Raw genomic sequence first — 23105 nt, 5'->3', positions numbered from 1 at the left:
ATTTCGGACAGGCTGACTGGTCCGATCGGGTGGCATCCGGACGGGGTGGGCACGCGAGGGTTCCTCCTGTCGTTGAGTAAACAGGGTTAACTCAACACAGGAGGGGTTCCCATGGGGGAGAACGCCAACCACGCCACCGCCCTCGCCGAACTGGGCGACGCGTACTTCCAGGATCCGCACGCCTTCCACGCCGAACTGCGCGAGGAGAGCGCCGCGCGGCCGATCCTGCTGCCGCGCGGCCTCAAGGTCTGGCTCGTCACCCGCTACGACGAAGCCCGGCTCGCCCTCGCCGACCCGAGGCTCAGCAAGGACTTCGCGGGCTTCCTGCCGCTGTTCGAACGGCACCAGACCGGCACCCGCGAAGCCACCCGCTTCGACAACTCGCTGGTCCAGCACATGCTCAACAGCGACCCGCCCACCCACACCCGGCTGCGCAAGCTCGTCATGAAGGCGTTCACGCCCCGCCGGGTCGAACAACTGCGCCCGCGCATCCAGCAGATCACCGACGACCTGCTCGACGCCGTCGCCGACCGGGGCGAAACCGACCTCGTCGAGGCACTGGCCTTCCCGCTGCCCATCACCGTCATCTGCGAGATGCTCGGCATCCCGCTGGACGACCGCGACGACTTCCGCGAGTGGTCCAACACCCTGGTCGCGGGCAACGACCCGGACGCGGTCGAGGCCGCCGGCACCGCCATGGCCGGCTTCCTGTCCACCCTGGTCGACACGCTGCGCGCCCACCCCGGCGACGACATCTTCAGCGCGCTCATCCACGCCACCGACGAGAACGACCGGCTCGACCAGACCGAGCTGATCTCGATGGCGTTCCTGCTGCTCGTCGCCGGCCACGAGACCACCGTCAACCTCATCGCCACCGGCGTGCTCAACCTGCTGCGCCACCCCGAGCAGCTCGACAAGCTGCGCGCCGACCGGACACTGCTGCCCGGCGCCGTCGAGGAGTTCCTGCGCTACGAGGGCCCGGTCAACCAGGCCACCTTCCGGTTCACCACCGAAGAGGTGACGCTCGGCGACGTGACCATCCCCGAAGGCGAGTTCGTGCTCGCGTCGCTGATGTCGGCCAACCGCGACGAACGCCGGTTCGCCGACGGCGAGTCGTTCGACATCACCCGCGCTGCCGGCGGGCACCTCGCGTTCGGCCACGGCATCCACTACTGCCTGGGCGCGCCGCTGGCCCGGCTGGAGGGCGAGATCGCCGTCGGCACCCTGCTCGACCGCTACGACATCGCCCTCACCGCCGAACCCGAGACGCTCCGGTGGCGCAGCAGCACGCTCATGCGCGGGCTCTACACGCTGCCGGTTAGCCTGTCGGCTCGTGGAGCGCGATGAGCTGCTGAAACTGGACCAGGCGCACGTCTGGCACCCGTACGGCCCGATGCCGGGCACCCACCAGCCGCTGGTCGTCAGCGCGGCCGAGGGTGTCCGGCTCCGGCTGGACGACGGACGCGAACTGGTCGACGGCATGTCCTCCTGGTGGGCCGCCATCCACGGCTACCGGCACCCCGTCCTCGACGCCGCAGTCCGCGACCAGCTCGGCCGGATGAGCCACGTCATGTTCGGCGGCCTCACCCACGAACCCGCCGTGGCCCTGTGCGCGAAACTCGTCGACATCACCCCCGAACCGCTGCGGCACGTGTTTCTGTGCGACTCCGGGTCGGTGTCGGTCGAAGTCGCCGTCAAGATGGCGCTGCAGCACTGGCGGTCCCAAGGCCGGCCGGAGAAGCGGCGGCTGCTCACCTGGCGCGGCGGCTACCACGGCGACACCTTCCAGCCGATGTCCGTGTGCGACCCCGAAGGCGGGATGCACTCGCTGTGGCGCGGCGTCCTGCCCGACCAGGTCTTCGCCTCCGCCCCGCCGCGCGACCTGGACACCGCGTACGTCGAAGAACTCGCGCGGCTGATCGAAGAGCACGCGTCCGAACTCGCCGCCGTCATTGTGGAACCCGTCGTGCAGGGCGCGGGCGGCATGCGGTTCCACGACCCCCGGTACCTGCACGTGCTGCGCGAACTCACGCTCACCCACGACGTGCTGCTGATCTTCGACGAGATCGCCACCGGCTTCGGCCGCACCGGCGAGCTGTTCGCCGCCGACCACGCCGCCGTCAGCCCGGACATCATGTGCCTCGGCAAGGCGCTCACCGGCGGGTACCTGTCGATGGCGGCCACGCTGTGCACGTCCCTGGTGGCCGACGGGATCTCGCGCGGCGACGTGCCGGTGCTGGCGCACGGGCCGACGTTCATGGGCAACCCGCTCGCGTCCGCGGTGGCGCTGGCGTCCGTCGAACTCCTGCTGTCGCAGGACTGGCGGACCTCCGTCGCCCGCATCTCCGCCGGCCTCCGGACCGGCCTGGCCGACGCGCCCGGCGACGTGCGGGTGCTGGGCGCGATCGGCGTCGTCCAACTGGACCACCAGGTGGACCTGGCGGCGGCGACGGCGGCGGCCGTGGACCACGGGGTGTGGCTGCGGCCGTTCCGCGACCTGATCTACACCATGCCGCCGTTCATCAGCACGGACGACGACGTCGCCGCGATCTGCCGAGCGGTGGTGGCGGCGGCCCGAGCCTGAGCCCGGTCGGGGTCACATCCGGAGCAGACTCGATCCCCAGACCAACAGCAGGGCGGAGTACGCGATCAGCACCCACCCCACGGGCTTGTTCGTGGGGTCGCTGTTCTTGATCCGCAGCACTTTCACCGTGAGGGCCCACAGGAGCGTCACGACGAAGAACACCAACGGCACCGCGGCCACCCCGTACGCACCGGCGTAGACACCCGCCCAGTAGTCGATCGGGAGCACGACGTCGTTCGCGAAACCGGTGGGGATGCACAACAAGCCCACGACGGCCCAGACACCCGCAACGATCTTCAACCGCCGCAGCGCGGCCGGCCCGACGGAGTCGTGGTTGAGGGCGAGCACACCGAGAGCAGCGAACGCACCACCCGCGAACAACCACCCCACGACGGTGGACAGGACAGGAACCCGCCCCACCACCGCACCGACCTCCGGGATGGCCGTGGCCCACAACAGAAGATGAGCCCCGACCCCGGCCGCCGTACCGCCCAGAACCAGCCCCGCCTGCTGCCACCCGGACCGCCGGGCAAACCAGTTCGGCGCCTTGACCGGCTTGGCCCCCACGCCACCCTTACGTGCCTTGTTCGCCTTGGCCCTCTTGGCAGCCCTGTTCCCCTTGGCTCCCTCGACCCCGTTCGGCCTCTTGGCCCCGTTGACCCCCTTGGTCACGCGGGCCACCTCGCTCGCGCCGCACCTCTACCTCCCGCTCCCACCTACCCCGCCCCTTATCGCTTGATGGCTTGGGCGAGTTGGGTGGTGGTGGGCTCGACAAGCACCGCCCCGTCCGGCAGCACGATCACCGGGATGTTCTTGCGCCCGCCCGCGATCTCGATGGCCTTGTCCCGGGCGGCGTCGTCGTGCTCCACGTCGACGTCCGTGAACGGCACTTCGTGCTCCCGCAGCCAAGCCTTGGCCCGCCGGCAGTCCCCGCACCAGTCCGCACCGTAGAGAACGATCTCACTCATGCGAGTGATGCTAGAACGTGGCCGGCAGCCACGCTCCGTGTAGTCGTAGGGTGAGTGCCCGTGAGCGTCCTCGTGATCACCGGAACGGGAACCGAGGTCGGCAAGACCGTGGTGGTCGCCGCGTTGGCCGCCCTGGCAGCCGCCGACGGCCGTCGGGTGGCCGTACTCAAGCCCGCGCAGACCGGCATCGCCGAAGGCGAGCCGGGAGACCTGGCCGAGGTGGTCCGCCTCGCGGGCCAGGTCACCACCCGTGAGCTGCGCAGATACCCGGAACCCCTGGCCCCCGCGACAGCCGCCCGAAGGGTCGGGGCCCCGACCGTCCACCCGAGCGAGGTGGCAGCGGCGGCCGTGGCCCTGGACAGCACCCACGACCTGGTGCTGGTCGAAGGCGCGGGCGGCCTCCTGGTCCACTTCGACGACGAGGGCACCACCATCGCCGACGCGGCCTGGGCCCTGAACGCCCCCGTCCTGGTGGTGGCCCACGCAGGTCTGGGCACCCTCAACATGACAGCTCTGACCGCCGAAGCCCTCCTGCACAGGGGCCTGGAATCCCCAGGCGTGATCATCGGCCGCTGGCCGACGACCCCGGACCTGGCCGCCCTCTGCAACCTTCAAGACCTCCCAGAAGCGGCAGGCGGCCCCCTCCTGGGAGTCCTACCGGACGGCGCGGCCACCCTCCCCCGCCAAGAGTTCCTGGACATGGCCCGAACCTCCCTGTCCCCGTGGTTCGGCGGCACCTTCGACCCAGACAAATTCGCCGCCCCCCACACCTGCTAACTCTCCCCACACCCCGCCCCGACCCGCACACCTCACCCCGCCGCCAAGCCCCACCAGACCAAGCCCCGTCCCCGCCGGGCTGCGTCCTCGCCGGGCCCGTCCCGCCGAGCCCGTCCCGCGGGGCCCCGGTCCCGCCAGACTCGTTTCACCGGGCTGCGTGGCCGCTGGCCTGCGTGGCCGTTCGACCGGGCTGTCGCCGGGCCGCTTGGCGCAGCGAGACGCGGCCTCGCTACACGAGACGCCGTCCAGGCGCGACTCGAACCGCCTCCGCGCCGCCGCCCGTCCGCGCCCGCCCGGTTGCTCGCCGCCCGCCAGGCTGTGTCCGGGTGCGGGCGTGTGGGCTCACCCGCGTCCCATTAGCTGTGTTGATCGCCGGAGACGCCACCGTGCCTATTTAGGCTCATGCTGTGAACCGGTCATCCGGTTGTCATCGATCCTCGGGTTCACCTGGACGAGGAACTGTCGACGCATGTCAGGGTGCAGTTCGCCGGACTCCGAACCGTGTCAGTGACGTACGTCGCTCAATAGTCCCCGGGGTGGTGCGGCAGACTGGCCGGCGGACTATCGCCGGACAACCTATGGAGAAGTCGTGACCGCAGCCCCCGAGCAGGTCGATGTCCTGGGCGTTGCCCGTGAGCAGGTGCTGGAGCGCGGCGTCGGTCTGTCCGAGGAGCAGGTGCTCGAAGTGCTCCAGTTGTCCGACGACCGGATCCCCGAGTTGCTCGAACTCGCCCACCAGGTGCGGATGCGCTGGTGCGGGCCCGAGGTCGAGGTCGAGGGGATCGTGTCGCTCAAGACCGGTGGCTGTCCTGAGGACTGCCACTTCTGCTCGCAGTCCGGCCAGTTCCCCTCGCCGGTGCGTTCCGCGTGGCTCGACATCCCGGGGCTGGTCCGGGCCGCTCGGCAGACCGCCGAGACCGGGGCCACCGAGTTCTGCATCGTGGCCGCCGTGCGCGGGCCCGACAAGCGGCTGCTCTCCCAGGTCCGGGACGGGATCAAGGCGATCCGGGACGACGGCAACGACATCCAGATCGCCTGCTCGCTCGGCATGCTGACCCAGGAGCAGGTCGACGAGCTGGTCGCGATGGGCGTCCACCGCTACAACCACAACCTGGAGACCGCCCGCTCGCACTTCCCGAACGTCGTCACCACCCACTCCTGGGAAGAGCGCTGGGACACCCTGCGCATGGTCCGCGACGCCGGCATGGAGGTCTGCTGCGGCGGGATCATCGGCATGGGGGAGACGCTCGGCCAGCGCGCCGAGTTCGCGGTCCAGCTCGCCTCGCTCGAACCGGACGAGGTGCCGTTGAACTTCCTGATCCCCAACCCCGGCACGCCTTACGAGAACTACCCCGTCGTGGAGGGCCCGGAGGCGCTGCGGGCGGTGGGTGCGTTCCGGCTCGCGTTGCCGCGCACGATCCTGCGGTTCGCGGGCGGTCGGGAGCTCACGTTCGGTGACCTCGGCGCGAAGCAGGGCATGCTCGGCGGCATCAACGCGATCATCGTCGGCAACTACCTCACGAACCTGGGACGACCGGCGCAGGACGACTTGGACATGCTCGAAGAGCTCTCTATGCCGATCAAGGAGCTGAGCAAGACCCTGTAAGGCCGCCGAGTGACCGAGTGACCGAGTGACCGCGTGAGCGAGCGGCGGAGCGAACAGCGACCACGTGGTCCAGGCGGTCGGCTCGGCCGAAGGCGTTGTGCGGTGGGGATGGTGGTGGGCGCGTGGTGAGTGGGGGAGTGGTGAGTGGGACTGCTGTCTTCTGCGGCTACTGCGGCAAGGAACTCGGGGGACTGGATCACGGGGCGTGTGCGTTGCGTCTTCGGGTGATCGATCCGCCTCGGTTCTGCTCTGCGTGTGCGCGTCGGATGGTGGTGCAGGTGACGCCGTCTGGCTGGGCCGCCACGTGCAGCCGACACGGGGAGATCACCTCCGCGCGGTAACCTCCCCTGGTCGGGTTCGGGTAGGGGAGGTCGTGCGTGGCGGAGCAACCGGTGGACGAGCGGGCCGCGCCTGTTCGCGTGCCACCCGTTTTCATCTACCGCTACGAGCCGCCGCGCCCGCGCGTGGTGGTGAAGGCCGATCTGCTGCCCGCGTTCGCGGTGCTGTCGACGATCGCGCTGTTCGGGCTGCCCGCCGGGTGGTTGTGGGCGTGGCTCGCGCCGCCGCAGAACGTGGTGATCGCGCAGGACGCGTCGCTCGTCCCGGTCACCGGGGAGAGCTACCACCGGCTCGACGGCCTGATGCTGTTCGTGCTGATCGGACTGGGCGCGGGCCTGTTGACCGGGATCGCGGTGTGGCTGCTGCGGGAACGCCGGGGACCGGTCGTGCTGATCGGGGCGATCCTGGGCGGCGGGGTGGCCGCCTACCTGGCGCAGCGCACCGGGATCGGGTCGGCGGGCGGCAAGTACCCGCCGCCGGACGCGCCCGAGGTGGGCGACGTGATCGCCCTCGCCCCGGTGCTGGAAGTCTGGTGGGGCGTGCTGGCGTGGCCCTTGAGCGCGGCGCTGGCGTACGGCTGCCTGGCGGCCTGGAACGGGCTGGACGACCTGGGTCGCCGGCTCGGCTGAACACCGGGCCGGGGACCGCAGGCGGGACGCTGAGGCCACTGCCGGCGCGGCGGCCGTGGTCAGACGCGGTAGGTGTCGTCTCGGATGTCGGTGACGAACATGTGCCCTGGTGCGTGGGTGATCGCGAACGGCGGTGCGGACGCCATCACGGCCGCCTGCGGGGTGACGCCGCACGCCCAGAACATCGGCACGTCACCGTCGTGCGGCGTGGTCGCGTCGCCGAAATCGGGCTGGTCGAGGTCTTTCACGCCCAGGGCTGACGGGTCGCCCACGTGCACGGGAGCGCCGTGGACGGCGGGCATCCGGGCGGTGATCTCCCGGGCCTGCTCGACCAGGTCCGCCGGGACGTACCTCATGCTGACCACCATCGGGCCGTGCAGGCGGCCCGCCGGGCGGCATTCGCGGTCGGTGACGTACATCGGCACGTTGCGGCCCTGGTCGACGTGGCGCAGCGGGACGCCGGCGCGGGCGAGGGCGGACTCGAAGGTGAAGCTGCACCCGATCAGGAACGCCACCAGGTCGTCGCGCCAGTGCGCGGTCGCGTCGGTGGGTTCGGCGGTCAGTTCGCCGTCCCGCCACACCCGGTAGCGGGGCAGGTCGCGGCGCAGGTCGGCGTCCGGGGCGAGGGCGGTGCGCGGCGAACCGGGGTCCGTCACGTTCAGCACCGGGCACGGCTTCGGGTTGCGCTGGGCGAACAGCAGCACCTCGTACGCCCAGTCCTGCGGCACGGCGATCAGGTTGGCCTGCGCGTAGCCGTCGGCCAGGCCGGCGGTCGGGCCGGTCGCGGTGCGGCGGACGTGCCGCGGTGTCCCGGTGGTCACAGCAGTTCCCGTCCCTTCGTCTCGGGCAGGCCGAGCAGCGCCAGCACGGCGATGCCGTACGCGATCGCGCCGAAGATCATCGCGCCGCCGACGCCCATCCGCTCGGCCATGAACCCGACCAGGGCGGGGAACAGCGCGCCGACCGCGCGGCCGAAGTTGTAGGTGAAGCCCTGACCGGTGCCGCGCAGCGCGGTCGGGTAGAGCTCGGCGAGGAACGACCCGAACCCGCTGAAGATCGCCGACATGCAGAACCCGAGCGGGAAGCCGAGGAACAGGATCGTGGTGTTCGCGCCGGGCGGGATCTGCGTGTAGAGCATGATCAGCCCCGCCGACAGGACGGAGAACAGCGCGAAGGTCTTCTTGCGCCCCCACCAGTCGGTGACGTACCCGCCGCAGACGTACCCGATGAACGCGCCGGAGATCAGGAACGCCAGGTACCCGCCGGTGCCGATGACGGTCAGGCCGCGTTCGGTCTTGAGGAACGTCGGGAGCCAGGTGGCCAGCGTGTAGTAGCCGCCTTGGACGCCGGTGGCGAGCAGTGCGGCCAACAGGGTCGTGCGGGCCAGGCCGCCCTTGAAGATCGCGGTGAACGAGCCTTTCTCGGCGCTGCTGGTGCGACGTTCGGTGGCTTCGGGGGCGTCCTTGACGGTGCGACGGATGTAGATGATCAGGATCGCGGGCAGGGCGCCGGTCCAGAACAGCACGCGCCACGCGACTTCCGGCGGGAACAGGTTGAACACGAGCGTGTAGACCAGGACGGACAGCGCCCAGCCGACCGCCCATGAGCTCTGGATGAACGCGACCGTCCGGCCCCGGTACTGGGGTTTGCAGTACTCGGCGACGAGGATCGCGCCGGCCGCCCACTCGCCGCCGAAGCCCAGGCCCTGGAGGGCGCGGAAGACGAGCAGCGTCTCGTAGCTGGTGGCGAAGCCGCACAGGACGGTGAACACGGCGTAGGTGATCACCGTGATCATGAGGGTGCGGACCCGGCCGATCCGGTCGGCGAGGATGCCCGCGATCGCGCCGCCGATGGCGCTGACCACGAGGGTGACCGTGGTGAGCAGGCCCGCCTGGCCCGTGCTGATGCCGAAGTAGGCGGTGATCGCGACCAGGCCGAGCGGTAGGACCTGGAAGTCGTACGAGTCCAGTCCGTAGCCGCCGAACGCGCCGACGAAGGCCCGTTTCCCGTTGCGACCGAGGGTGTGGAACCAGGCGAACGGGCCGCCGTCGCTCTTGACGCTCTCCGTTGTGCTGCTGCTGCTCATGTCGTCACCTCACAGGCGTGGGATGTGCGCTGGACCACACCGTAGGGATTGTTGAACAATCCGACTAGGGGACAATAGGGCGAATCAACACTGCGACGTCGGAACGATCAAGCGCATCGTTGAAAGATCAAGCGCAACGTTGGAACGATCAAGCGGTGGTGCGGGGCGTGGCTTTCCGGGCGGTTGCCTGGTGGATGGGCGGCGGCAGAACGTTCAGGGAGGCTTCCTGAACGTTGTGACCGGGGGCCTGAGGTGTGGCGGCGGTGGTGGTGTGGCGCGGCGGTAGCGGTGCGGCGGCGGGCGGGCGCACGGGGGCGGGGCGGAGTCAGTTGCGGTGGGGGAGGTGGCCGAGGTCGGCGAGCGGGGCGGGGACGGCGTGGAGGGCGGCGACGATGCCGGCTTCGCGGTGCATCATCTTGCGCACCAGGCGGAGGCGGCGGGCTTCGGAGCGTTCCTCCAGGAGGTGCTGGCGGTCCTCCAGGGTGAGCAGGCAGTCGTTGGCCAGCGCGTACGCCAGGTCGTCGGTCGCCGGCACGGCGGGGTCGTCCTCGAACGCCGCGTCCCGGTACCGGCGGAACGCCGCCACCGCGCCCTCGGTCAGCAGCGGCAGGACTTCGGCGACCTCGGCGGGCGCGGGGACGTCGGCCAGCCATTCCACCTCGCCCAGCAGGTAGGGCGCGCTCTCGGCGTCAACGCCGACCAGCCGGAACCGCCGCCCGCCGGTGGTGGCCAGGTCGAACCGCCCGTCCGGCAACGGTTTGGCGTCGCGCAGGAGGGCTTCGCAGCCGACCGCGTGCAGCGCCGTCGCGTTGCCCGGCCCGACCTCCCAGCCCTGCCGGATGGCGATCACGCCGAAACTGCGGTCCGGCAGCTTCTCGGTCACCAGGTCCACGGCCAGCTGCCGGTAGCGGGGCTCGAAGACGTGCAGCGGAAGCGACGTCCCCGGCAGCAGCACGGTACCCAGCGGGAACAGCGGGAGCGTCGTGGTCACGTCCCCAAATTACGGCTGCTGGGTGGCCTCAGCACGGCGAACGGGTCGGTGATCCGCATCTGCCCGGAAACGAACCGGAACAGCGCGGCCGGCCGGCCGCCGGACGGGCCGACCGGGGCGACCGCTCCGGTGGGCTCCAGCAGCCCGCGGCGGGACAGCACGCGTTGCAGGTTCGTCGCCGACACCTGGTACCCCAGCGCCGCCGAGTACAGCGACCGCAGCGCGGAGATCGTGAACTCCGGCGGGGCCAGCGCGAAGCCCAGGTTGGTGTAGGACAGCTTGGACGCGAGCCGGTTGCGCGCCCGCCGGCAGATCGCCTCGTGGTCGAACGCCGTCGCGGGCAGGGCGTCGACGGGGTGCCACGCGGTGTCCGACGGCACCACGGGATCGGTGTCGGACGGGACCAGGCCGAGGAACGCGGTCGCGACCACGCGCGGGCCGGGGACGCGGTCGGGCGCGCTGAAGACGGCGAGCTGTTCGACGTGTGACAGTTGTCGCACATCGACTTTTTCCGCCAGTTGACGCCGGATCGATGCCTCGACGTCCTCTTCGGGACCGAGTCCGCCGCCGGGCAGTGACCAGCGGTGAGCGTGCGGTTCCCGCGCGCGCTCCCACAACATGACCTGGAGTGATCCGGCTCTCACCTGGAGCACTGCGGCCACTACCTCATGTTCCGCGAGACCCACTCGGCTGATACTATCGGCCACGTTTTCGCCCGGTAGGCGAAAACCTTGGCTGAAGGAGGAACCCATGGTCGCTACCGCCTATGTGGAGCGAACCTCTGACGGTGCGTACGACGGCATCGCGCCGGACGCCGCGTGGCGGGACGAGGTGCTGGAGCTGGCGCGCAAGCAGGACGCGGTCATCCTCGCGCACAACTACCAGCTCCCCGAGATCCAGGACATCGCGCACCACACCGGTGACTCGCTGGCGCTGAGCCGCATCGCCGCCGCGAGCGACGCGTCCACCATCGTGTTCTGCGGCGTGCACTTCATGGCCGAGACCGCGAAGATCCTGGCACCCCACAAGACCGTGCTGATCCCGGACGAGCGGGCGGGTTGCTCCCTGGCCGACTCGATCACCGGTGAGCAGCTGCGGGCGTGGAAGGCCGAGCACCCCGGCGCGGTCGTCGTGTCCTACGTGAACACCACCGCCGAGGTGAAGGCGGAGACCGACATCTGCTGCACGTCGTCGAACGCCGTGGACGTGGTCGCCTCCGTCCCGGCCGACCGCGAGGTGCTGTTCCTGCCCGACCAGTTCCTGGGCGCGCACGTCAAGCGCGAGACCGGCCGGGAGAACCTGCACATCTGGGCGGGCGAGTGCCACGTCCACGCGGGCATCAACGGCCCGGAGCTGGCCGAGCGCGCGGCGGCGAACCCGGACGCCGACCTGTTCATCCACCCCGAGTGCGGGTGCGCCACCTCGGCGCTCTACCTCGCGGGCGAGGGCACCGTCCCGGCGGAGAAGGTCAAGATCCTCTCGACCGGCGACATGATCACCGCCGCCCGCGCCACCAGCGCCAAGTCGGTCCTGGTGGCCACCGAGATCGGGATGCTGCACCAGCTCCGCCGGGCCGCGCCGGAGATCGACTTCCGCGCGGTCAACGACCGGGCGTCCTGCCGGTACATGAAGATGATCACGCCGACCGCCCTGCTGCGCTGCCTGCGCGAGGGCCGTGACGAGGTGCACGTCGACCTGGCCACCGCCGAGCGGGCCCGGGGCGCGGTGCGGCGGATGATCGAGATCGGCCAGCCCGGCGGCGGCGAGTGAACACCCCGCTGTGGGAGGCCCGCGCCGACCTGGTGGTGGTCGGCACGGGCGTCGCGGGTCTGACGGCGGCGCTGCGCGCGCGTGAGCTCGGACTGCGGGTCCTGGTCGTGACCAAGGGCGACCAGCCCGACGGCAACACCCGCTGGGCGCAGGGCGGCGTGGCCGTCGTCCTGCCCGGTGAGCACGACGAGGGCGACACGGTCGACGCGCACGTCCGCGACACGCTCACCGCGGGTGCGGGCCTGTGCGACGAGGTCGCGGTGGACGCGATCATCGCGGGCGGACCCGCTGCGGTGCAACGGTTGCGGGAGCGCGGAGCGGTGTTCGACGCCGCGCGGGACGGCCGGTTGGCGCGCACTCGCGAGGGCGGGCACAGCGCGTTCCGGGTGGTGCACGCGGGCGGCGACGCGACCGGCGCGGAGGTGGAGCGGGCGCTGCTCGCGGCGGCCTCCGACGGCCGGGTCCCGGTGCTGGAGCGGCACATCGCGGTGGACGCCGTGCGCACGCCGCTCGGCCAGGTGTGCGGGCTGCTGGTGCTGGACTCGCACGGCGTGCCGGGCGTGCTGACCGCGCCCGCCGTGCTGCTGGCCAGCGGTGGTCTGGGGCAGCTCTACCAGGCCACGTCCAACCCGGAGGTGGCCACCGGCGACGGGCTGGCGCTCGCGCTGCGGGCCGGCGCCGTCGCGGCGGACGTGGAGTTCGTGCAGTTCCACCCGACTGTCCTCTACACCGGGCGGGGCGCGCGCGGCCGGTGCCCGCTGGTCACCGAGGCGGTGCGCGGTGAAGGCGCGGTGCTGGTGGACGCGACCGGCGCGCGGGTCATGCGCGGGGTGCACCCGCTGGAGGACCTCGCGCCCCGGGACGTGGTGGCGGCGGCGATCACCCGGCACATGGCGGGCGCGCCCGGCGGCGTGGACGACCACGTCTTCCTCGACGCCACCGGCATCTCCGACTTCGCGCGGCGGTTCCCGACGGTGCACGCGGCCTGCGTGACGGCGGGTGTCGACCCGGCCGCCCAGCCCATCCCGGTCGCCCCGGCGGCGCACTTCGCGTGCGGCGGCGTGGTGTCCGATGTGGACGGACGGACCGGTGTGACCGGGCTGTACGCGGCGGGCGAGGTGGCGCGGACCGGTCTGCACGGCGCGAACCGCCTGGCGTCCAACAGCCTGCTGGAAGGTCTGGTGGTCGGCACGCGGGCCGCCGAGGCGGTGGCGGCCGACCTCGCGCTGGGCGTCTTGGCCCGCTGCACGGGCAGCGCGGAGCTGCCGGTGGCCCCAGTCGCGGATCGGGACTCTTTGCAGCGGGTGATGTCTCGGTACGCGGCGATCGGCCGGGACGCCGAAGGTCTCGCGGTGGTCGGCTCGGTGCTCGATCTGTCCACTGTGGACCGTCGGCTGGACACCCGGGAACTGGTGGAGGACGCGGCGCTCACCGTGGCGGCGCGGGCGCTGATCGCGGCGGCGGCGCAGCGCACCGAGTCGCGCGGCTGCCACGTGCGGACCGACTTCACCGAGCGCGACGACGTGGGGTGGCGGCGCAGCCAGGTGGTGCGGCTCACCCCGTCCGGCCAGCCGGTGCTGGCCGATCCGGTGACGGCCGGTGCGGTCGCCGGTGCCGGGGTGGCGGGCGCGGTTGCCGAGGTGGTTGCCGCGGTGGTCGGTGGGGCCGGGTTTTCAAGGGGTGTGGCATGACGCTCGACATGGACGACGTGCGCCGGGTCATCGGCACGGCGCTCGCCGAGGACCTCCGGTACGGGCCGGACGCGACGACCGAGGCCACGGTGCCCGCCGACGCGGTCGCGGTGGCCGAGCTGACGCCGCGCGCGGCCGGCGTGCTGGCCGGGATCCCGGTGGCGCTGGCGGTGTTCGAGGAAGTCCTGGACTTCGAGGTGCTGGACCGGCGCGAGGACGGCGACAAGGCGGTGCCCGGTGAACCCGCGCTGGTGCTGCGCGGTCCGGTGCGCGGGCTGCTCACCGCCGAGCGCACCGCGCTGAACCTGCTGTGCCACCTGTCCGGCATCGCCACGCTGACCGCCGCGTGGGTCGACGAACTCGCCGGAACCGGTGCCAGGGTGCGGGATTCCCGCAAGACGTTGCCCGGCCTGCGGCTGCTGGAGAAGTACGCGGTGCGCTGCGGCGGGGGCGTGAACCACCGGCTCGGACTGGGCGACGCGGTGCTGATCAAGGACAACCACGTCCAGGCGGCCGGATCGGTGACCGCCGCGCTGCGGGCCGTTCGGGCGCACGCGCCGGACCTGCCGTGCGAGGTCGAGGTGGATTCCCTGGCACAGCTGGACGAAGCCGTCGCCGAGGGTGCGGAGCTGGTGCTGCTGGACAACTTCACGGTCGCCGAGTGTGCCGAAGCGGTGCGTCGGGTCGGTGGCCTGGAGCGTGGGGGTATGGAGCGTGAGGGTGTGGGACGTGGGGGTGTGAGGCTGGAGGCGTCTGGTGGGCTGACGTTGGCGGTTGCCCGTGCCTACGCCGAGACCGGGGTGGACTACCTGGCGGTGGGTGGGCTCACGCACTCCGCGCCGGCGCTCGACCTGGGGATGGACTTGCGCTGAGTCCGCGTTGGACTCGGGTTTCGTGCTGGGCTGGGCTGATTCGGGTTAGGTGCTGGGCTGGGGTGGCACGGGGCTGAGAAGAGCCGGGCCCGCGCCCTCCGCGGGGGAGGGCGCGGCCCCTCGGCTCACGCCCGGTCGTCCTTCCTGGCGCGCTTGGCGTCCGCGCGTGCGGTGGCGTCGGTGCGTGCGTCGGCGTCGCGCTGGATGTCGACTTCCTCGCGGCGCAGCGTGTCCGAGACTTCCTGCTGCTCGGTCACGGTTTCCTTGTCGAGCCGCACGTTCTCCACGGCCTCGGCGTGCTTCTGCACGACCGGTTCCTGCCGGCGCAACGTCACCTCGGCCTCTTCCTCGGTGAACGCCCTGCCGCTGTCCTTGCCGGTGGCGGGCTCGCGCACCACGCGGACCTCTTCGTGCGTCACCGGCACGGTGATCGTCTTCTGCTCGGTGACCACGTGCTTGACCAGCCGCACCCGCCCGGCCTCGACCTCGCGCGTGCCGACGTCGAGCCGCTCCTCGTACCGGGTCACCGACGTGCCGTCCTTGTCCGTGTCGCGCGCCTTGGTCCGGTCACGGCCGGTGGCGTCGCGAACGGTGCCCTCACGAGCGGTGCCTTCACGAGCGGTCGCGTCACGGCTGGTGGCGTGCCGGCCGGTGGTGTCACGACCGAGAACGTCACGGTCGGTGGCGGCGGCGCGCTGGGCGTCGGCGTTGCCGCGGGCGGTGGTGCGCTCCTGGCCGGCGAGGTGCTTCTGGTCGTGGGAGAGCCGGTCGTGCTCACCGGTGTTGGCGGTCGGGATGAGCCCGTAGTACTCGTACAGCTCGGTCTGCTGCTCGTCGGTCATGTGCTCGTCGGAGACGTCGATGCGCGGTGAGTCCTTCACCGTCCGCTTGTCCACCGGCACGGTGATGTGCCCGGACGACATCTGAGCGTCCTGGATCGGGACGAACGACTCCTTCGTGCCGAACAACCCGGTGTGCACGGACGCCCACATCGGCCGCCCGTCCCGGTCGTCCAGCCACACCTGCTTCACCGACCCGATCCGCTCGCCGTGCGAGTCGATCACGTCGCTGTCGTACAACCGGTCGATCTCGGCCTGGTTGATCATGACAACCCCTTCGCCGCTCGGAAACTCCGTGCGAGATTCCCCGCGAAGGCGGACTACCCGGGCCATGGAAGGACCCCAAACCGGTGCTCACCCGGACGTGTGGCGGCCGTCCTGCGAAAGAGATTCGGGACTACCGTGCGTGATGGGATGGGGTGAGTTGCGGCGTGGGTGGGGGCGTGGGGTGGCGTGGAGGTCAGAGCCGCCGGTTGGCGAGGACGGGTAGTGCGCGGCGGGCCTGGTCGACGGTGGCCTGGTCGACCTCGGCGAACAGCACGCCCGGCTCCGCGCCCAGCGAACCCACGACCTCGCCCAGCGGCGACGCGACCGCGCTGTACCCGATCCCGGTCGGCGCGCCGCCGTGGTCGACCGCCGGGTCGGCCTGCCCGCACGCCAGCACCCACGACGTGCTGTCCAGCGCCCTCGCCCGCACCAGCAGCTCCCACTGCTCCCGCTTGCCCGGCCCGGCGCCCCACGACGCCCCCAGCAGCACGGCCGCCGCGCCGCGGTCGGCCAGCGCCCGGAACAGCTCGGGGAAGCGCACGTCGTAGCAGGTGGCCAGGCCGAAGGTGACGCCGTCGACCTCGACCACCACCGGCTCCGCGCCCGGCGCGACGGTCTTCGACTCGGTGAACCCGAACGCGTCGAACAGGTGGATCTTGTCGTAGCCCACGTGCAGCCCGCCGCCGGTGACCAGCAGGGTGTTGGCGACCCGGCCGTCCGGCGCGGGCGTGAACATGCCGGCCACGACCACGACGCCGTGCTCGTCGGCGATCTCCCGCACGGCCGTCGCCCACGGCCCGTCCAGCGGCTCGGCGACCGGTCCGAGCGGCACGCCGAACCTGCACATCGCGGCTTCCGGGAACAGCACGACCCGGGCCCCCTCGGCGCGGGCCACCTGGCCGCGCAGCAGGTCGAGGTTGGCCGCCGGGTCGGCGGAGGAGGTGATCTGGCAGAGCGCGACACGCATAACACCCACCATAGGTAGTGTCAGGTCCCGTGCGCTCCCTGTTGCCCCCGCTGGTCCTGATCTCCGTCCTCACCGTGGCGGGCTGCACGGGAACCACCACACCGAACGCCGAGAACTCGGCGGACGGCAGCGCGATCGTGCTGGCCGACAGCGCGGAACCGGCGACCCTCAACCCGTTGCTCGGCTACGGCCGCGACGGCGTGTCGAAGGTCTACGACGGCCTGTTCGAGCACCGCGCGGACCGCTCGCTGCGCCCGCAGCTCGCCGAGGACCTGCCCAAGCCCGCCGCCGACGGCCTGTCCTGGACGGTGCGGCTGCGCGGTGACGTGAAGTTCTCCGACGGCTCGGCGTTCGGCCCGGAGGACGTGGTGGCGACCTACCGCGCGCTGCTGGACCCGGCGGCGGGCGCGAGCGAGCGCTCCCGGTACGAGGGCCTGACCGGCGTCGAACAGCTGGACGTGCGCACGGTGCGCTTCACGCTGGCCAAGTCGTGGGCGGCGTTCCCGCACCTGCTCACGCTGGGCGTGCTGTCCAGCGAGTCGTTCAGCGTGCCGCTCAAGGACATGCTCCCGGTGGGCACCGGGCCGTTCAAGGTCACCGAGTGGCGCAAGGGCGACCGGCTGATCCTGGAGTCGAACCCGAAGCACTTCGCGGGCGAGCCGAAGATCCGCAAGGTGACGGTGGTGTTCGTGCCCGACGACAACACCCGCGCGCAGCGCATGCAGGCGGGCGAGTTCGACGGGGCGGAACTGCCGCAGCGCCTGGCGCAGCCGTTCACCGGCACGAGCGGGATGCGCGTGGTCACCCACCGCAGCACCGACCTGCGCGCCGTGACGCTGCCCAGCGGCCCGGTGACCGGCGACCCGGCGATGCGGATGGCGCTCAACCACGCGGTCAACCGCAAGGGCCTGGTGGACAACCTGCTGGGCGGCAAGGGCTCGGCGGCGGCCACGCCGATCCCGGACACCATGCCGGAGTTCTACGACCCGACCGCTGCGTTCGCCTACGACAAGGTCCAGACCGAGCTGATGCTGGAGCAGGCGGGCTGGGTGCGCGGCGCGGACGGCGTGCGCGCCCGCAACGGCGTGCCGGCGCGGTTCACCCTGATGTACCCGATCGGCGACGTGGTGCGCGCGGACCTGTCCACGGCGTTCGCGGCGGACGCGAGGGCGATCGGCGTGGACGTCCAGCTGGCGGGGCTGAGCTGGGAGGCGATCACGCCCCGGCTGGGCGCCGACGCGCTGCTCTACGGCGGCGGCACACCGTTCGACCCGGACCTCACCGCGTACCCGCCGCTGCACACCGGCAACCCGTGGGGCTACGCGAACACGCAGGTCGACGCGGCGTTGGACGCGGGCCGCACACTGCTGGACCCGGCCCAGCGGGTGGCGGCGTACCGGCAGTTCCAGCAGGCGTACGTGGTGTCGCCGGGGATGGCGGTGCTCGCGGCGGTGCAGCACACGTACGTCCTGCGCGACAACTGGACGGGCTACCAAGAGGTCGTGGACCCGCACGCGCACGGGCCGTTGGCGTGGGGGCCGTGGTGGAACCTGGAGAAGTGGGCGGCTCGCTGAGCTTCGTCGAGTGGGCTTCGGTGCGTTGATCGAGGTGTGTTGGTCGGTGGCTCGCTGATCTGTGGCTCGCTGATCCGTGGTGCGTTGGTGTGTGGTGCGGTGGTGGTGCGTTGGTAGGGCGTTGGTGTGTGGTGTGGTGGTGGATCTTTGGTGGGACGGCCGGGATGGTGTAGACGGGAGTAGAGCCGGCTGCGGGCCGGCACCGGACCAGGGGGCCCACGTGATCGACCTGAACGCCGTCCGCGCCGACACGCCCGCCTCGATCGAGCGGGTCTTCCTCGACTCGGCGGGCTCGTCGCTGCCGCCCCGGCAGGTGCTCGACGCGGTGATCGGACACCTGCGGCGGGAAGCCGAGATCGGCGGGTACACCGCGGGCCGCGAACGCGCCGACGACCTGGAAGCGGGGTACGGGGTGTTCGCCGACCTGCTCGGCGCGGAACCCGACGAGATCGCGTTCACCGACAGCGCGACGCGGTCGTGGCTGGCCGCGTTCGACGCGGTGCCGCTGACCGCCGGCGACCGGATCCTGATCACCGAGGTCGAGTACGCGGGCAACGCCGTGCCGATCCTGCACCGGGCGCGCGAAGTCGGCGCGACCGTGGAGACGGTGCCGTCCGACGCGCTCGGCCAGGTCGACGTGGAGGCGTTGAAGGAGCTGCTGGACGAGCGGGTCAAGCTGGTCTCGCTGGTGCACGTGCCGACGAACAACGGCCTGGTCAACCCGGTCAAGGAGGTCGCCGAGGCGGCGCACGAGGTGGGCGCGCTGGTGCTGCTGGACGCCTGCCAGTCGCTCGGCCAGCTCCCGGTCCGGGCCGACGAGCTGGGCGTGGACCTGATCTCGGGCACCGGCCGCAAGTGGCTGCGCGGGCCGCGTGGCACGGGCGTGCTGGTGGTGCGCCGCAGCGCGCGCGAGGTGCTGCGGCCCCGGCTGGTGGACCTGCACAGCGGTGAGTGGGTCTCGCCGCACGAGATCCGGCTGCGCGAGGACGCGCGGGTGTTCGAGCTGTGGGAGTGCAGCATCGCCGACCGGCTGGGGCTCATCGCCGCCGCGCGGTACGCGCTGGACCTGGGGCTGGAGCAGATCCGGCGGGCGGTGGCCGACCGGGCCGACCGGTTGCGGCGGGGGCTGGCGGAGCTGCCGGGCGTGGTGGTGCGCGACATCGGCGAGCAGCGCTCGGGCATCGTCACGTTCACCGTCGCCGGCCGCCGGGTCGTGGAGCTGCGCGACGAGCTGGCCGGGCACGGCGTCGTGGTCAGCACCAGCCACGCCGGTTCGACGCTGCTGGACATGACCAAGCGCGGGCTCGACGAGGTGGTGCGGGCATCACCCCACTACTTCGTCGAACCCGCGCAGGTCGATCAGGCTGTGGAGGCTGTCAGCAGGTGCGCCCGATGATGCGCGGTACGCAGTCCGAGTAGGTCAAGAACAGCTCCACGGCGCTGTCGTTCCGTGCCGTCTGCGGCGCGATCTGGGTGTCACGCGGGTAGAACCCCGACGTGCCGCTGGCGGACCTGGGGTACATCTCGAAGGTGTAGCTCCAGATCTTGTGCTGGAACCACATCCAGTCGTTCACGCTGCCGTCGGTGATGTAGAGGTCGCTGGACTGCTCCGGCGTGTAGCCGTTCAGCGACCCCATCCGGCGGCCGAGGGTGGAGAACGCGCTCTGCTGGGTCGCGTCCAGGCCGGGAGCGGTGTCGGCGGTCGTGTAGCCGTAAGGCCACAGGATCAGCTCCGAGAACGTGTGCCAGTCGATGTGCGACTTGATCTGCTGCACACCGCCGACAACGCGGCCGTTCACGAAGTCCCGCACCCGCTGGGTCTCCGGCGCGGAGAACGCCGAGGGCCCGCGGTAGGTGTCGCTGGTGGGGCTGCCGGAGGAGCCGCCGCAGCAGCCCCACTTGTAGCCCCAGTTGCGGTTCGGGTCGGTGCCGCTGCCCTGGCGGTTCTTCCGCCACGCGCGGAACGAGCCGGAGGCGATGTCGTACTCGGCACCGTCCGGGTTGACGCTGGTGACGATCCAGATCTCCCGGTTGTCCACCAGGTTCTTGATGGCCGGGGTGGTGGCGTAGCCGTCGGTGTACTGCTTGATGATGCGCAGGCACATCTCGACGGTGAGGTGCTCGCGGGCGTGCTGGTTGCAGGTGAACAGCACCTCGGGCTCGGCCTCGTCCGCGCCCGGGTTGTCGCTGATCTTGAGCAGCCACAGGTCGCGGCCCTCGTAGGACTTGCCGATGCTGCTGAGCTTCACCAGGTCCGGGTGGTCGCGGACGGTCTGGTTCAGCTCGGCGACCATCTCCTGGTAGTTGTGGTACCCGGTGTAGCCGGACGGGAAGTCCTGGGTACCGGCGTCCCCGGTCCGGTCGGTGAAGTCGGCCTTGCCCAGCGCCGCGAGCTGGGCGTCCGCGTCGCCCAGGTTCTTCAGGGGGAGCCCGGTCGCGCGCAGCTGCCACTGCTGCCTGGGCTCGGCGATCACGGTGAGCGTCGACCCGTTCAGGCCGAGCACGTCGACGCCGGTCCGGGCCACCTTGGTCCGGGCCTCCGGGGTCGCCGCGGTGACCTCGAACATGGTCCGCTCGGGTGAACTGGTCGTGGTCGGCTGCGCGGTGACGGTGTTGAAGGGCAACACCAGTGTCAGACACACACCGAGCGCGGCGGCCACTAGGCCGCGCCGCTTGAAGGACATTGCGCCTCCATCATCAGCAGGGTTTGCGACGGAGTTGTGCCTACGCAGCGTGGCCCGTTTGTCACAGTTCGGCATAGCCGCCGTTTGTCGGGTTCCCGTTGGTTTGCGCGGCTGACAGTTAACAGACCAATTCGGTTACTGGTCAGTACGCCGAATCCGCAGAATTGCGGCCGATTGGCTTAATGATTGTGCCGGTGTTCGGGCTAACCGGAGTGGCTGATTGACTGATCGAGGTCGTTCGAAGTCGTTCAGAACCGTTCTGGGGGCGTTCGGAGCCGTTCCGGGGCGGGCGTGGATTTCCGGGTTGGCGGGGTGGGGCGTGGAGCAGCAGGGCGGTAGCCAGGAGCAGGGTGGTGTGCGGCAGGAGGCGGAGGCTCGGGAGGGGTCGGTGATCATCCAGGTCGGACGGGACCTGGTGGTCATGTTCCAGAAGTCGCCGCGGTTGCGCTGGGGTACGGCGTTGGTCGTGCTGGTCGTTCTGGCGTGGTTGGTCTGGCCGGACGCGCAGCCTCAGCGTGGCTACGCGCAGCCGTCGCCCTGGTTCGAGTCGCCGGTGCCCGCGTCGTCGGTGTCGAGTGCGCCTTCGGTGACGGCGTCGACTGCGGTGCCCACGACGACGGTGCCGCCGGGCGACGTGGTGACGACGTCGCCGGAGCCTCCGGGTGTGGTGCCGGTGCCCACGACGACGGCGGCAGCGGCAGTGGCGGTGGCGAGCGTGCCGAAGATCGTGATCGCGGTGGGTGAGCCGACCAGTAGTTCTCGGTGTGAGAGGGGGAAGTGCTACTGGATCGACACGTGGTTGACCGGATTCGCCGCGAATACGGCGGTGAGCGTGGAGCCGATCGGGAATCAGCGGAGTTTCAGCGACCCGTGCAGAGCCGTCACGGATGCGTCCGGAGCCGTGGAGTGCAACGACACCCGCTACGACGTGCCCGGTGCCGAGGTGTACGTCTACGTCGACACGCCGCAGGGGCGGGTCGAGTCGAACCGGATCACCTGGCCGTCCTGATCGCCGGTGGTGCCGGGCGATGCGAATCCGGATCGTGGGCGTCTCGGGGCGGGCTGCGGCGGGTTGGTCCGGACGGCTTACCCTTGGGGGCATGCTCAACCGCATCGACCTGCGTGGTCGGGTCCCGTCTCCGGCTGAACTGCGCGCCGCGCTGCCGCGCGCCGAGGTGGACGTGGACGCGGTGCTGCATCACGTGCGGCCGATCGTCGAGGCGGTGCGGGAGCGCGGGGTCGAAGCGGTACTGGAGTTCGGCGAGAAGTTCGACCACGTGCGGCCGGAGTCGGTCCGGGTGCCGCAGGCCGAACTGGACCGCGCCCTGGCCGAACTGGACCCGGCGGTGCGGGAGGCGCTGGAGGAGTCCATCGCGCGGGCCCGCAAGGTGCACGCCGACCAGCGGCGCACGGACACCACGACGCAGGTCGTCCCCGGCGGCACGGTCACCGAGCGCTGGGTGCCGGTCGCCCGGGTCGGCCTGTACGCGCCCGGCGGACTGGCCGTGTACCCGTCCAGCGTGGTCATGAACGTGGTGCCGGCGCAGACCGCGGGTGTCGAGTCGCTGGTGGTGTGCTCGCCGCCGCAGGCCGAGTTCGGCGGCCGGCCGCACCCGACGATCCTGGCCGCCGCGGCGCTGCTGGACGTGACCGAGGTGTGGGCTGTGGGTGGGGCGCAGGCCGTCGCGCTGCTGGCGTACGGCGGCGTGGACACCGACGGCGGTTCGCTCGAACCGGTGGACCTGGTCACCGGACCGGGAAACATCTACTTGACGGCGGCCAAGCGGCTGCTGCGCGGCCTGATCGGGATCGACTCCGAGGCGGGGCCGACGGAGATCGCGGTGCTGGCGGACTCGACCGCCGACCCGGTGCACGTCGCGGCCGACCTGATCAGCCAGGCCGAGCACGACACGCTGGCGGCCAGCGTCCTGGTGACGACGTCGGTGGAGCTGGCCGACGCGGTGGACGAGGAGTTGGAGCGGCAGGTCGGTGCGACCAAGCACTCCGCCCGGGTGCGTACCGCGTTGACGGGACGGCAGTCCGGGGTGGTGCTGGTGTCCACTGTGGACGACGGGCTGCGGGTGGTGGACGTCTACGCCGCCGAGCACCTGGAGATCCAGACGGAGTCGGCGCGCGAAGTGGCGGCCCGGGTCCGGGCCGCCGGCGCGATCTTCGTCGGGGCGCACTCGCCGGTGTCGCTGGGCGACTACTGCGCCGGGTCCAACCACGTCCTGCCCACGGGCGGCTGCGCGCGGCACTCCTCGGGCTTGTCGGTGCAGACCTTCCTGCGCGGGATCCACGTCGTGGACTACAGCGAGGACGCGTTGCGCGAGGTCGCGTCGAAGGTGGTGGCGTTGGCGGAGGCAGAGGACCTGCCGGCGCACGGCCAAGCCGTGACGGCGCGGTTCCGTGAGGCCGGGCGGTGAAGCCGGTGGGTGGGCGGGTGGAGCCGGTGGTTCGG

22 protein-coding genes are annotated in these 23105 nt (G+C 71.4%); 13 read left to right on the top strand and 9 right to left on the bottom strand.

What is annotated here, in order from left to right:
• Positions 1-111 precede the first annotated feature (111 nt).
• Both BN6_RS33195 and BN6_RS33190 read left to right on the top strand, forming a co-directional pair.
• Positions 112-1347 (top strand): cytochrome P450 family protein, encoded by a 1236-nt coding sequence (locus tag BN6_RS33195; protein WP_015104229.1) that lies wholly within the window; start codon positions 112-114, stop codon positions 1345-1347.
• Positions 1334-2584, top strand: coding sequence for an adenosylmethionine--8-amino-7-oxononanoate transaminase (locus tag BN6_RS33190; RefSeq protein WP_015104228.1), 1251 nt, complete (start codon positions 1334-1336; stop codon positions 2582-2584). The genes BN6_RS33195 and BN6_RS33190 overlap by 14 nt, the downstream gene beginning before the upstream one ends.
• Before the next feature lie 12 nt (positions 2585-2596).
• Here BN6_RS33190 and BN6_RS33185 read toward each other — a convergent pair whose 3' ends face one another.
• Positions 2597-3265 carry a hypothetical protein gene (locus BN6_RS33185; RefSeq protein ID WP_148303122.1) on the bottom strand — a complete coding sequence of 223 codons (669 nt, stop codon included), beginning with the start codon at positions 3263-3265 and terminating at the stop codon, positions 2597-2599.
• Positions 3266-3312: 47 nt separating this feature from the next.
• Positions 3313-3552, bottom strand: a complete 240-nt coding sequence (locus tag BN6_RS33180) for a glutaredoxin family protein (protein ID WP_015104226.1) — start codon at positions 3550-3552, stop codon at positions 3313-3315.
• A 60-nt stretch (positions 3553-3612) separates the two neighbouring features.
• Here BN6_RS33180 and bioD point away from each other — a divergent pair, with 60 nt between their 5' ends.
• The 4 genes from bioD to BN6_RS33165 all read left to right on the top strand — a co-directional run bounded on the left by bioD (position 3613) and on the right by BN6_RS33165 (position 6903).
• On the top strand, positions 3613-4329 hold the full coding sequence (gene bioD, locus BN6_RS33175; protein ID WP_015104225.1) for a dethiobiotin synthase: 717 nt from the start codon (positions 3613-3615) through the stop codon (positions 4327-4329).
• Between the two features lie 589 nt (positions 4330-4918).
• On the top strand, positions 4919-5935 hold the full coding sequence (gene bioB / locus BN6_RS33170; protein ID WP_015104224.1) for a biotin synthase BioB: 1017 nt from the start codon (positions 4919-4921) through the stop codon (positions 5933-5935).
• Positions 5936-6057: 122 nt separating this feature from the next.
• Complete coding sequence (gene bsaP / locus BN6_RS50410) at positions 6058-6276, top strand: biotin synthase auxiliary protein BsaP (protein WP_456238778.1); 219 nt, start codon at positions 6058-6060, stop codon at positions 6274-6276.
• A gap of 36 nt (positions 6277-6312) precedes the next feature.
• The gene (locus tag BN6_RS33165; RefSeq protein ID WP_015104223.1) at positions 6313-6903 is read left to right on the top strand and encodes a DUF2567 domain-containing protein; all 591 of its coding nucleotides are present in this window, start codon (positions 6313-6315) and stop codon (positions 6901-6903) included.
• Positions 6904-6962: 59 nt separating this feature from the next.
• Here the strand turns inward: BN6_RS33165 and BN6_RS48220 are convergent, their stop codons facing one another.
• The 4 genes from BN6_RS48220 to BN6_RS33145 all read right to left on the bottom strand — a co-directional run bounded on the left by BN6_RS48220 (position 6963) and on the right by BN6_RS33145 (position 10666).
• A complete protein-coding gene (locus tag BN6_RS48220; RefSeq protein ID WP_015104222.1) occupies positions 6963-7724 on the bottom strand; it encodes a putative hydro-lyase in 762 nt (253 codons plus the stop codon).
• On the bottom strand, positions 7721-8989 hold the full coding sequence (locus tag BN6_RS48215) for an MFS transporter (protein WP_015104221.1): 1269 nt from the start codon (positions 8987-8989) through the stop codon (positions 7721-7723). The genes BN6_RS48220 and BN6_RS48215 overlap by 4 nt, the downstream gene beginning before the upstream one ends.
• A gap of 325 nt (positions 8990-9314) precedes the next feature.
• Complete coding sequence (locus BN6_RS33150; protein WP_015104220.1) at positions 9315-9980, bottom strand: LON peptidase substrate-binding domain-containing protein; 666 nt, start codon at positions 9978-9980, stop codon at positions 9315-9317.
• On the bottom strand, positions 9977-10666 hold the full coding sequence (locus tag BN6_RS33145) for an NUDIX hydrolase (RefSeq protein ID WP_269454295.1): 690 nt from the start codon (positions 10664-10666) through the stop codon (positions 9977-9979). Before BN6_RS33145 ends, BN6_RS33150 begins: the two co-directional genes overlap by 4 nt.
• Positions 10667-10730: 64 nt before the next feature.
• On the opposite strand from BN6_RS33145, the gene nadA reads away from it, so the two are divergent.
• From nadA to nadC, 3 genes are read left to right on the top strand one after another with little or no spacing between them, the layout of a single operon-like run.
• Positions 10731-11750 carry a quinolinate synthase NadA gene (gene nadA, locus BN6_RS33140; RefSeq protein ID WP_015104218.1) on the top strand — a complete coding sequence of 340 codons (1020 nt, stop codon included), beginning with the start codon at positions 10731-10733 and terminating at the stop codon, positions 11748-11750.
• Positions 11747-13441 (top strand): L-aspartate oxidase, encoded by a 1695-nt coding sequence (locus tag BN6_RS33135; protein ID WP_015104217.1) that lies wholly within the window; start codon positions 11747-11749, stop codon positions 13439-13441. The genes nadA and BN6_RS33135 overlap by 4 nt, the downstream gene beginning before the upstream one ends.
• Positions 13438-14313, top strand: a complete 876-nt coding sequence (gene nadC / locus BN6_RS33130; protein WP_015104216.1) for a carboxylating nicotinate-nucleotide diphosphorylase — start codon at positions 13438-13440, stop codon at positions 14311-14313. The genes BN6_RS33135 and nadC overlap by 4 nt, the downstream gene beginning before the upstream one ends.
• A gap of 125 nt (positions 14314-14438) precedes the next feature.
• Here the strand turns inward: nadC and BN6_RS33125 are convergent, their stop codons facing one another.
• Complete coding sequence (locus BN6_RS33125) at positions 14439-15419, bottom strand: DUF2382 domain-containing protein (RefSeq protein ID WP_051075827.1); 981 nt, start codon at positions 15417-15419, stop codon at positions 14439-14441.
• A 193-nt stretch (positions 15420-15612) separates the two neighbouring features.
• A complete protein-coding gene (locus BN6_RS33120; RefSeq protein WP_015104214.1) occupies positions 15613-16386 on the bottom strand; it encodes a carbon-nitrogen hydrolase family protein in 774 nt (257 codons plus the stop codon).
• Between the two features lie 29 nt (positions 16387-16415).
• Here BN6_RS33120 and BN6_RS33115 point away from each other — a divergent pair, with 29 nt between their 5' ends.
• Together BN6_RS33115 and BN6_RS33110 are read left to right on the top strand one after the other, a co-directional pair.
• Positions 16416-17960, top strand: a complete 1545-nt coding sequence (locus BN6_RS33115) for an ABC transporter substrate-binding protein (RefSeq protein ID WP_063641847.1) — start codon at positions 16416-16418, stop codon at positions 17958-17960.
• A gap of 220 nt (positions 17961-18180) precedes the next feature.
• On the top strand, positions 18181-19356 hold the full coding sequence (locus BN6_RS33110; RefSeq protein WP_041314952.1) for an aminotransferase class V-fold PLP-dependent enzyme: 1176 nt from the start codon (positions 18181-18183) through the stop codon (positions 19354-19356).
• Here BN6_RS33110 and BN6_RS33105 read toward each other — a convergent pair.
• Positions 19337-20644 (bottom strand): M14 family metallopeptidase, encoded by a 1308-nt coding sequence (locus BN6_RS33105; protein WP_015104211.1) that lies wholly within the window; start codon positions 20642-20644, stop codon positions 19337-19339. The two genes, BN6_RS33110 and BN6_RS33105, sit on opposite strands and share 20 nt — an antisense overlap.
• A 460-nt stretch (positions 20645-21104) precedes the next feature.
• Between BN6_RS33105 and BN6_RS47115 the strand changes: the two genes are divergently transcribed.
• The gene (locus tag BN6_RS47115; RefSeq protein WP_158509474.1) at positions 21105-21653 is read left to right on the top strand and encodes a hypothetical protein; all 549 of its coding nucleotides are present in this window, start codon (positions 21105-21107) and stop codon (positions 21651-21653) included.
• A 91-nt stretch (positions 21654-21744) separates the two neighbouring features.
• Positions 21745-23070 carry a histidinol dehydrogenase gene (gene hisD / locus BN6_RS33095; protein ID WP_041314946.1) on the top strand — a complete coding sequence of 442 codons (1326 nt, stop codon included), beginning with the start codon at positions 21745-21747 and terminating at the stop codon, positions 23068-23070.
• The last annotated feature ends 35 nt before the right edge of the window (positions 23071-23105 follow it).

It is taken from the genome of Saccharothrix espanaensis DSM 44229 (genome assembly GCF_000328705.1).
GTDB classification, from domain to species: Bacteria; Actinomycetota; Actinomycetes; order Mycobacteriales; family Pseudonocardiaceae; genus Actinosynnema; species Actinosynnema espanaense.
Note: the sequence above shows the minus strand (reverse complement) of the source record. Positions and strands in the feature narration are given on the sequence as shown.

Bases quoted from the DNA above. Each gene is read 5' to 3' on its own strand.
- BN6_RS33195 (WP_015104229.1), top strand. From the start codon at position 112: ATGGGGGAGAACGCCAACCACGCCACCGCCCTCGCCGAACTGGGCGAC.
- BN6_RS33105 (WP_015104211.1), bottom strand. From the start codon at position 20,644: ATGTCCTTCAAGCGGCGCGGCCTAGTGGCCGCCGCGCTCGGTGTGTGT.
- BN6_RS33180 (WP_015104226.1), bottom strand. From the start codon at position 3,552: ATGAGTGAGATCGTTCTCTACGGTGCGGACTGGTGCGGGGACTGCCGG.
- nadC (WP_015104216.1), top strand. From the start codon at position 13,438: ATGACGCTCGACATGGACGACGTGCGCCGGGTCATCGGCACGGCGCTC.
- BN6_RS48215 (WP_015104221.1), bottom strand. From the start codon at position 8,989: ATGAGCAGCAGCAGCACAACGGAGAGCGTCAAGAGCGACGGCGGCCCG.
- nadA (WP_015104218.1), top strand. From the start codon at position 10,731: ATGGTCGCTACCGCCTATGTGGAGCGAACCTCTGACGGTGCGTACGAC.
- hisD (WP_041314946.1), top strand. From the start codon at position 21,745: ATGCTCAACCGCATCGACCTGCGTGGTCGGGTCCCGTCTCCGGCTGAA.
- BN6_RS33120 (WP_015104214.1), bottom strand. From the start codon at position 16,386: ATGCGTGTCGCGCTCTGCCAGATCACCTCCTCCGCCGACCCGGCGGCC.
- BN6_RS33125 (WP_051075827.1), bottom strand. From the start codon at position 15,419: ATGATCAACCAGGCCGAGATCGACCGGTTGTACGACAGCGACGTGATC.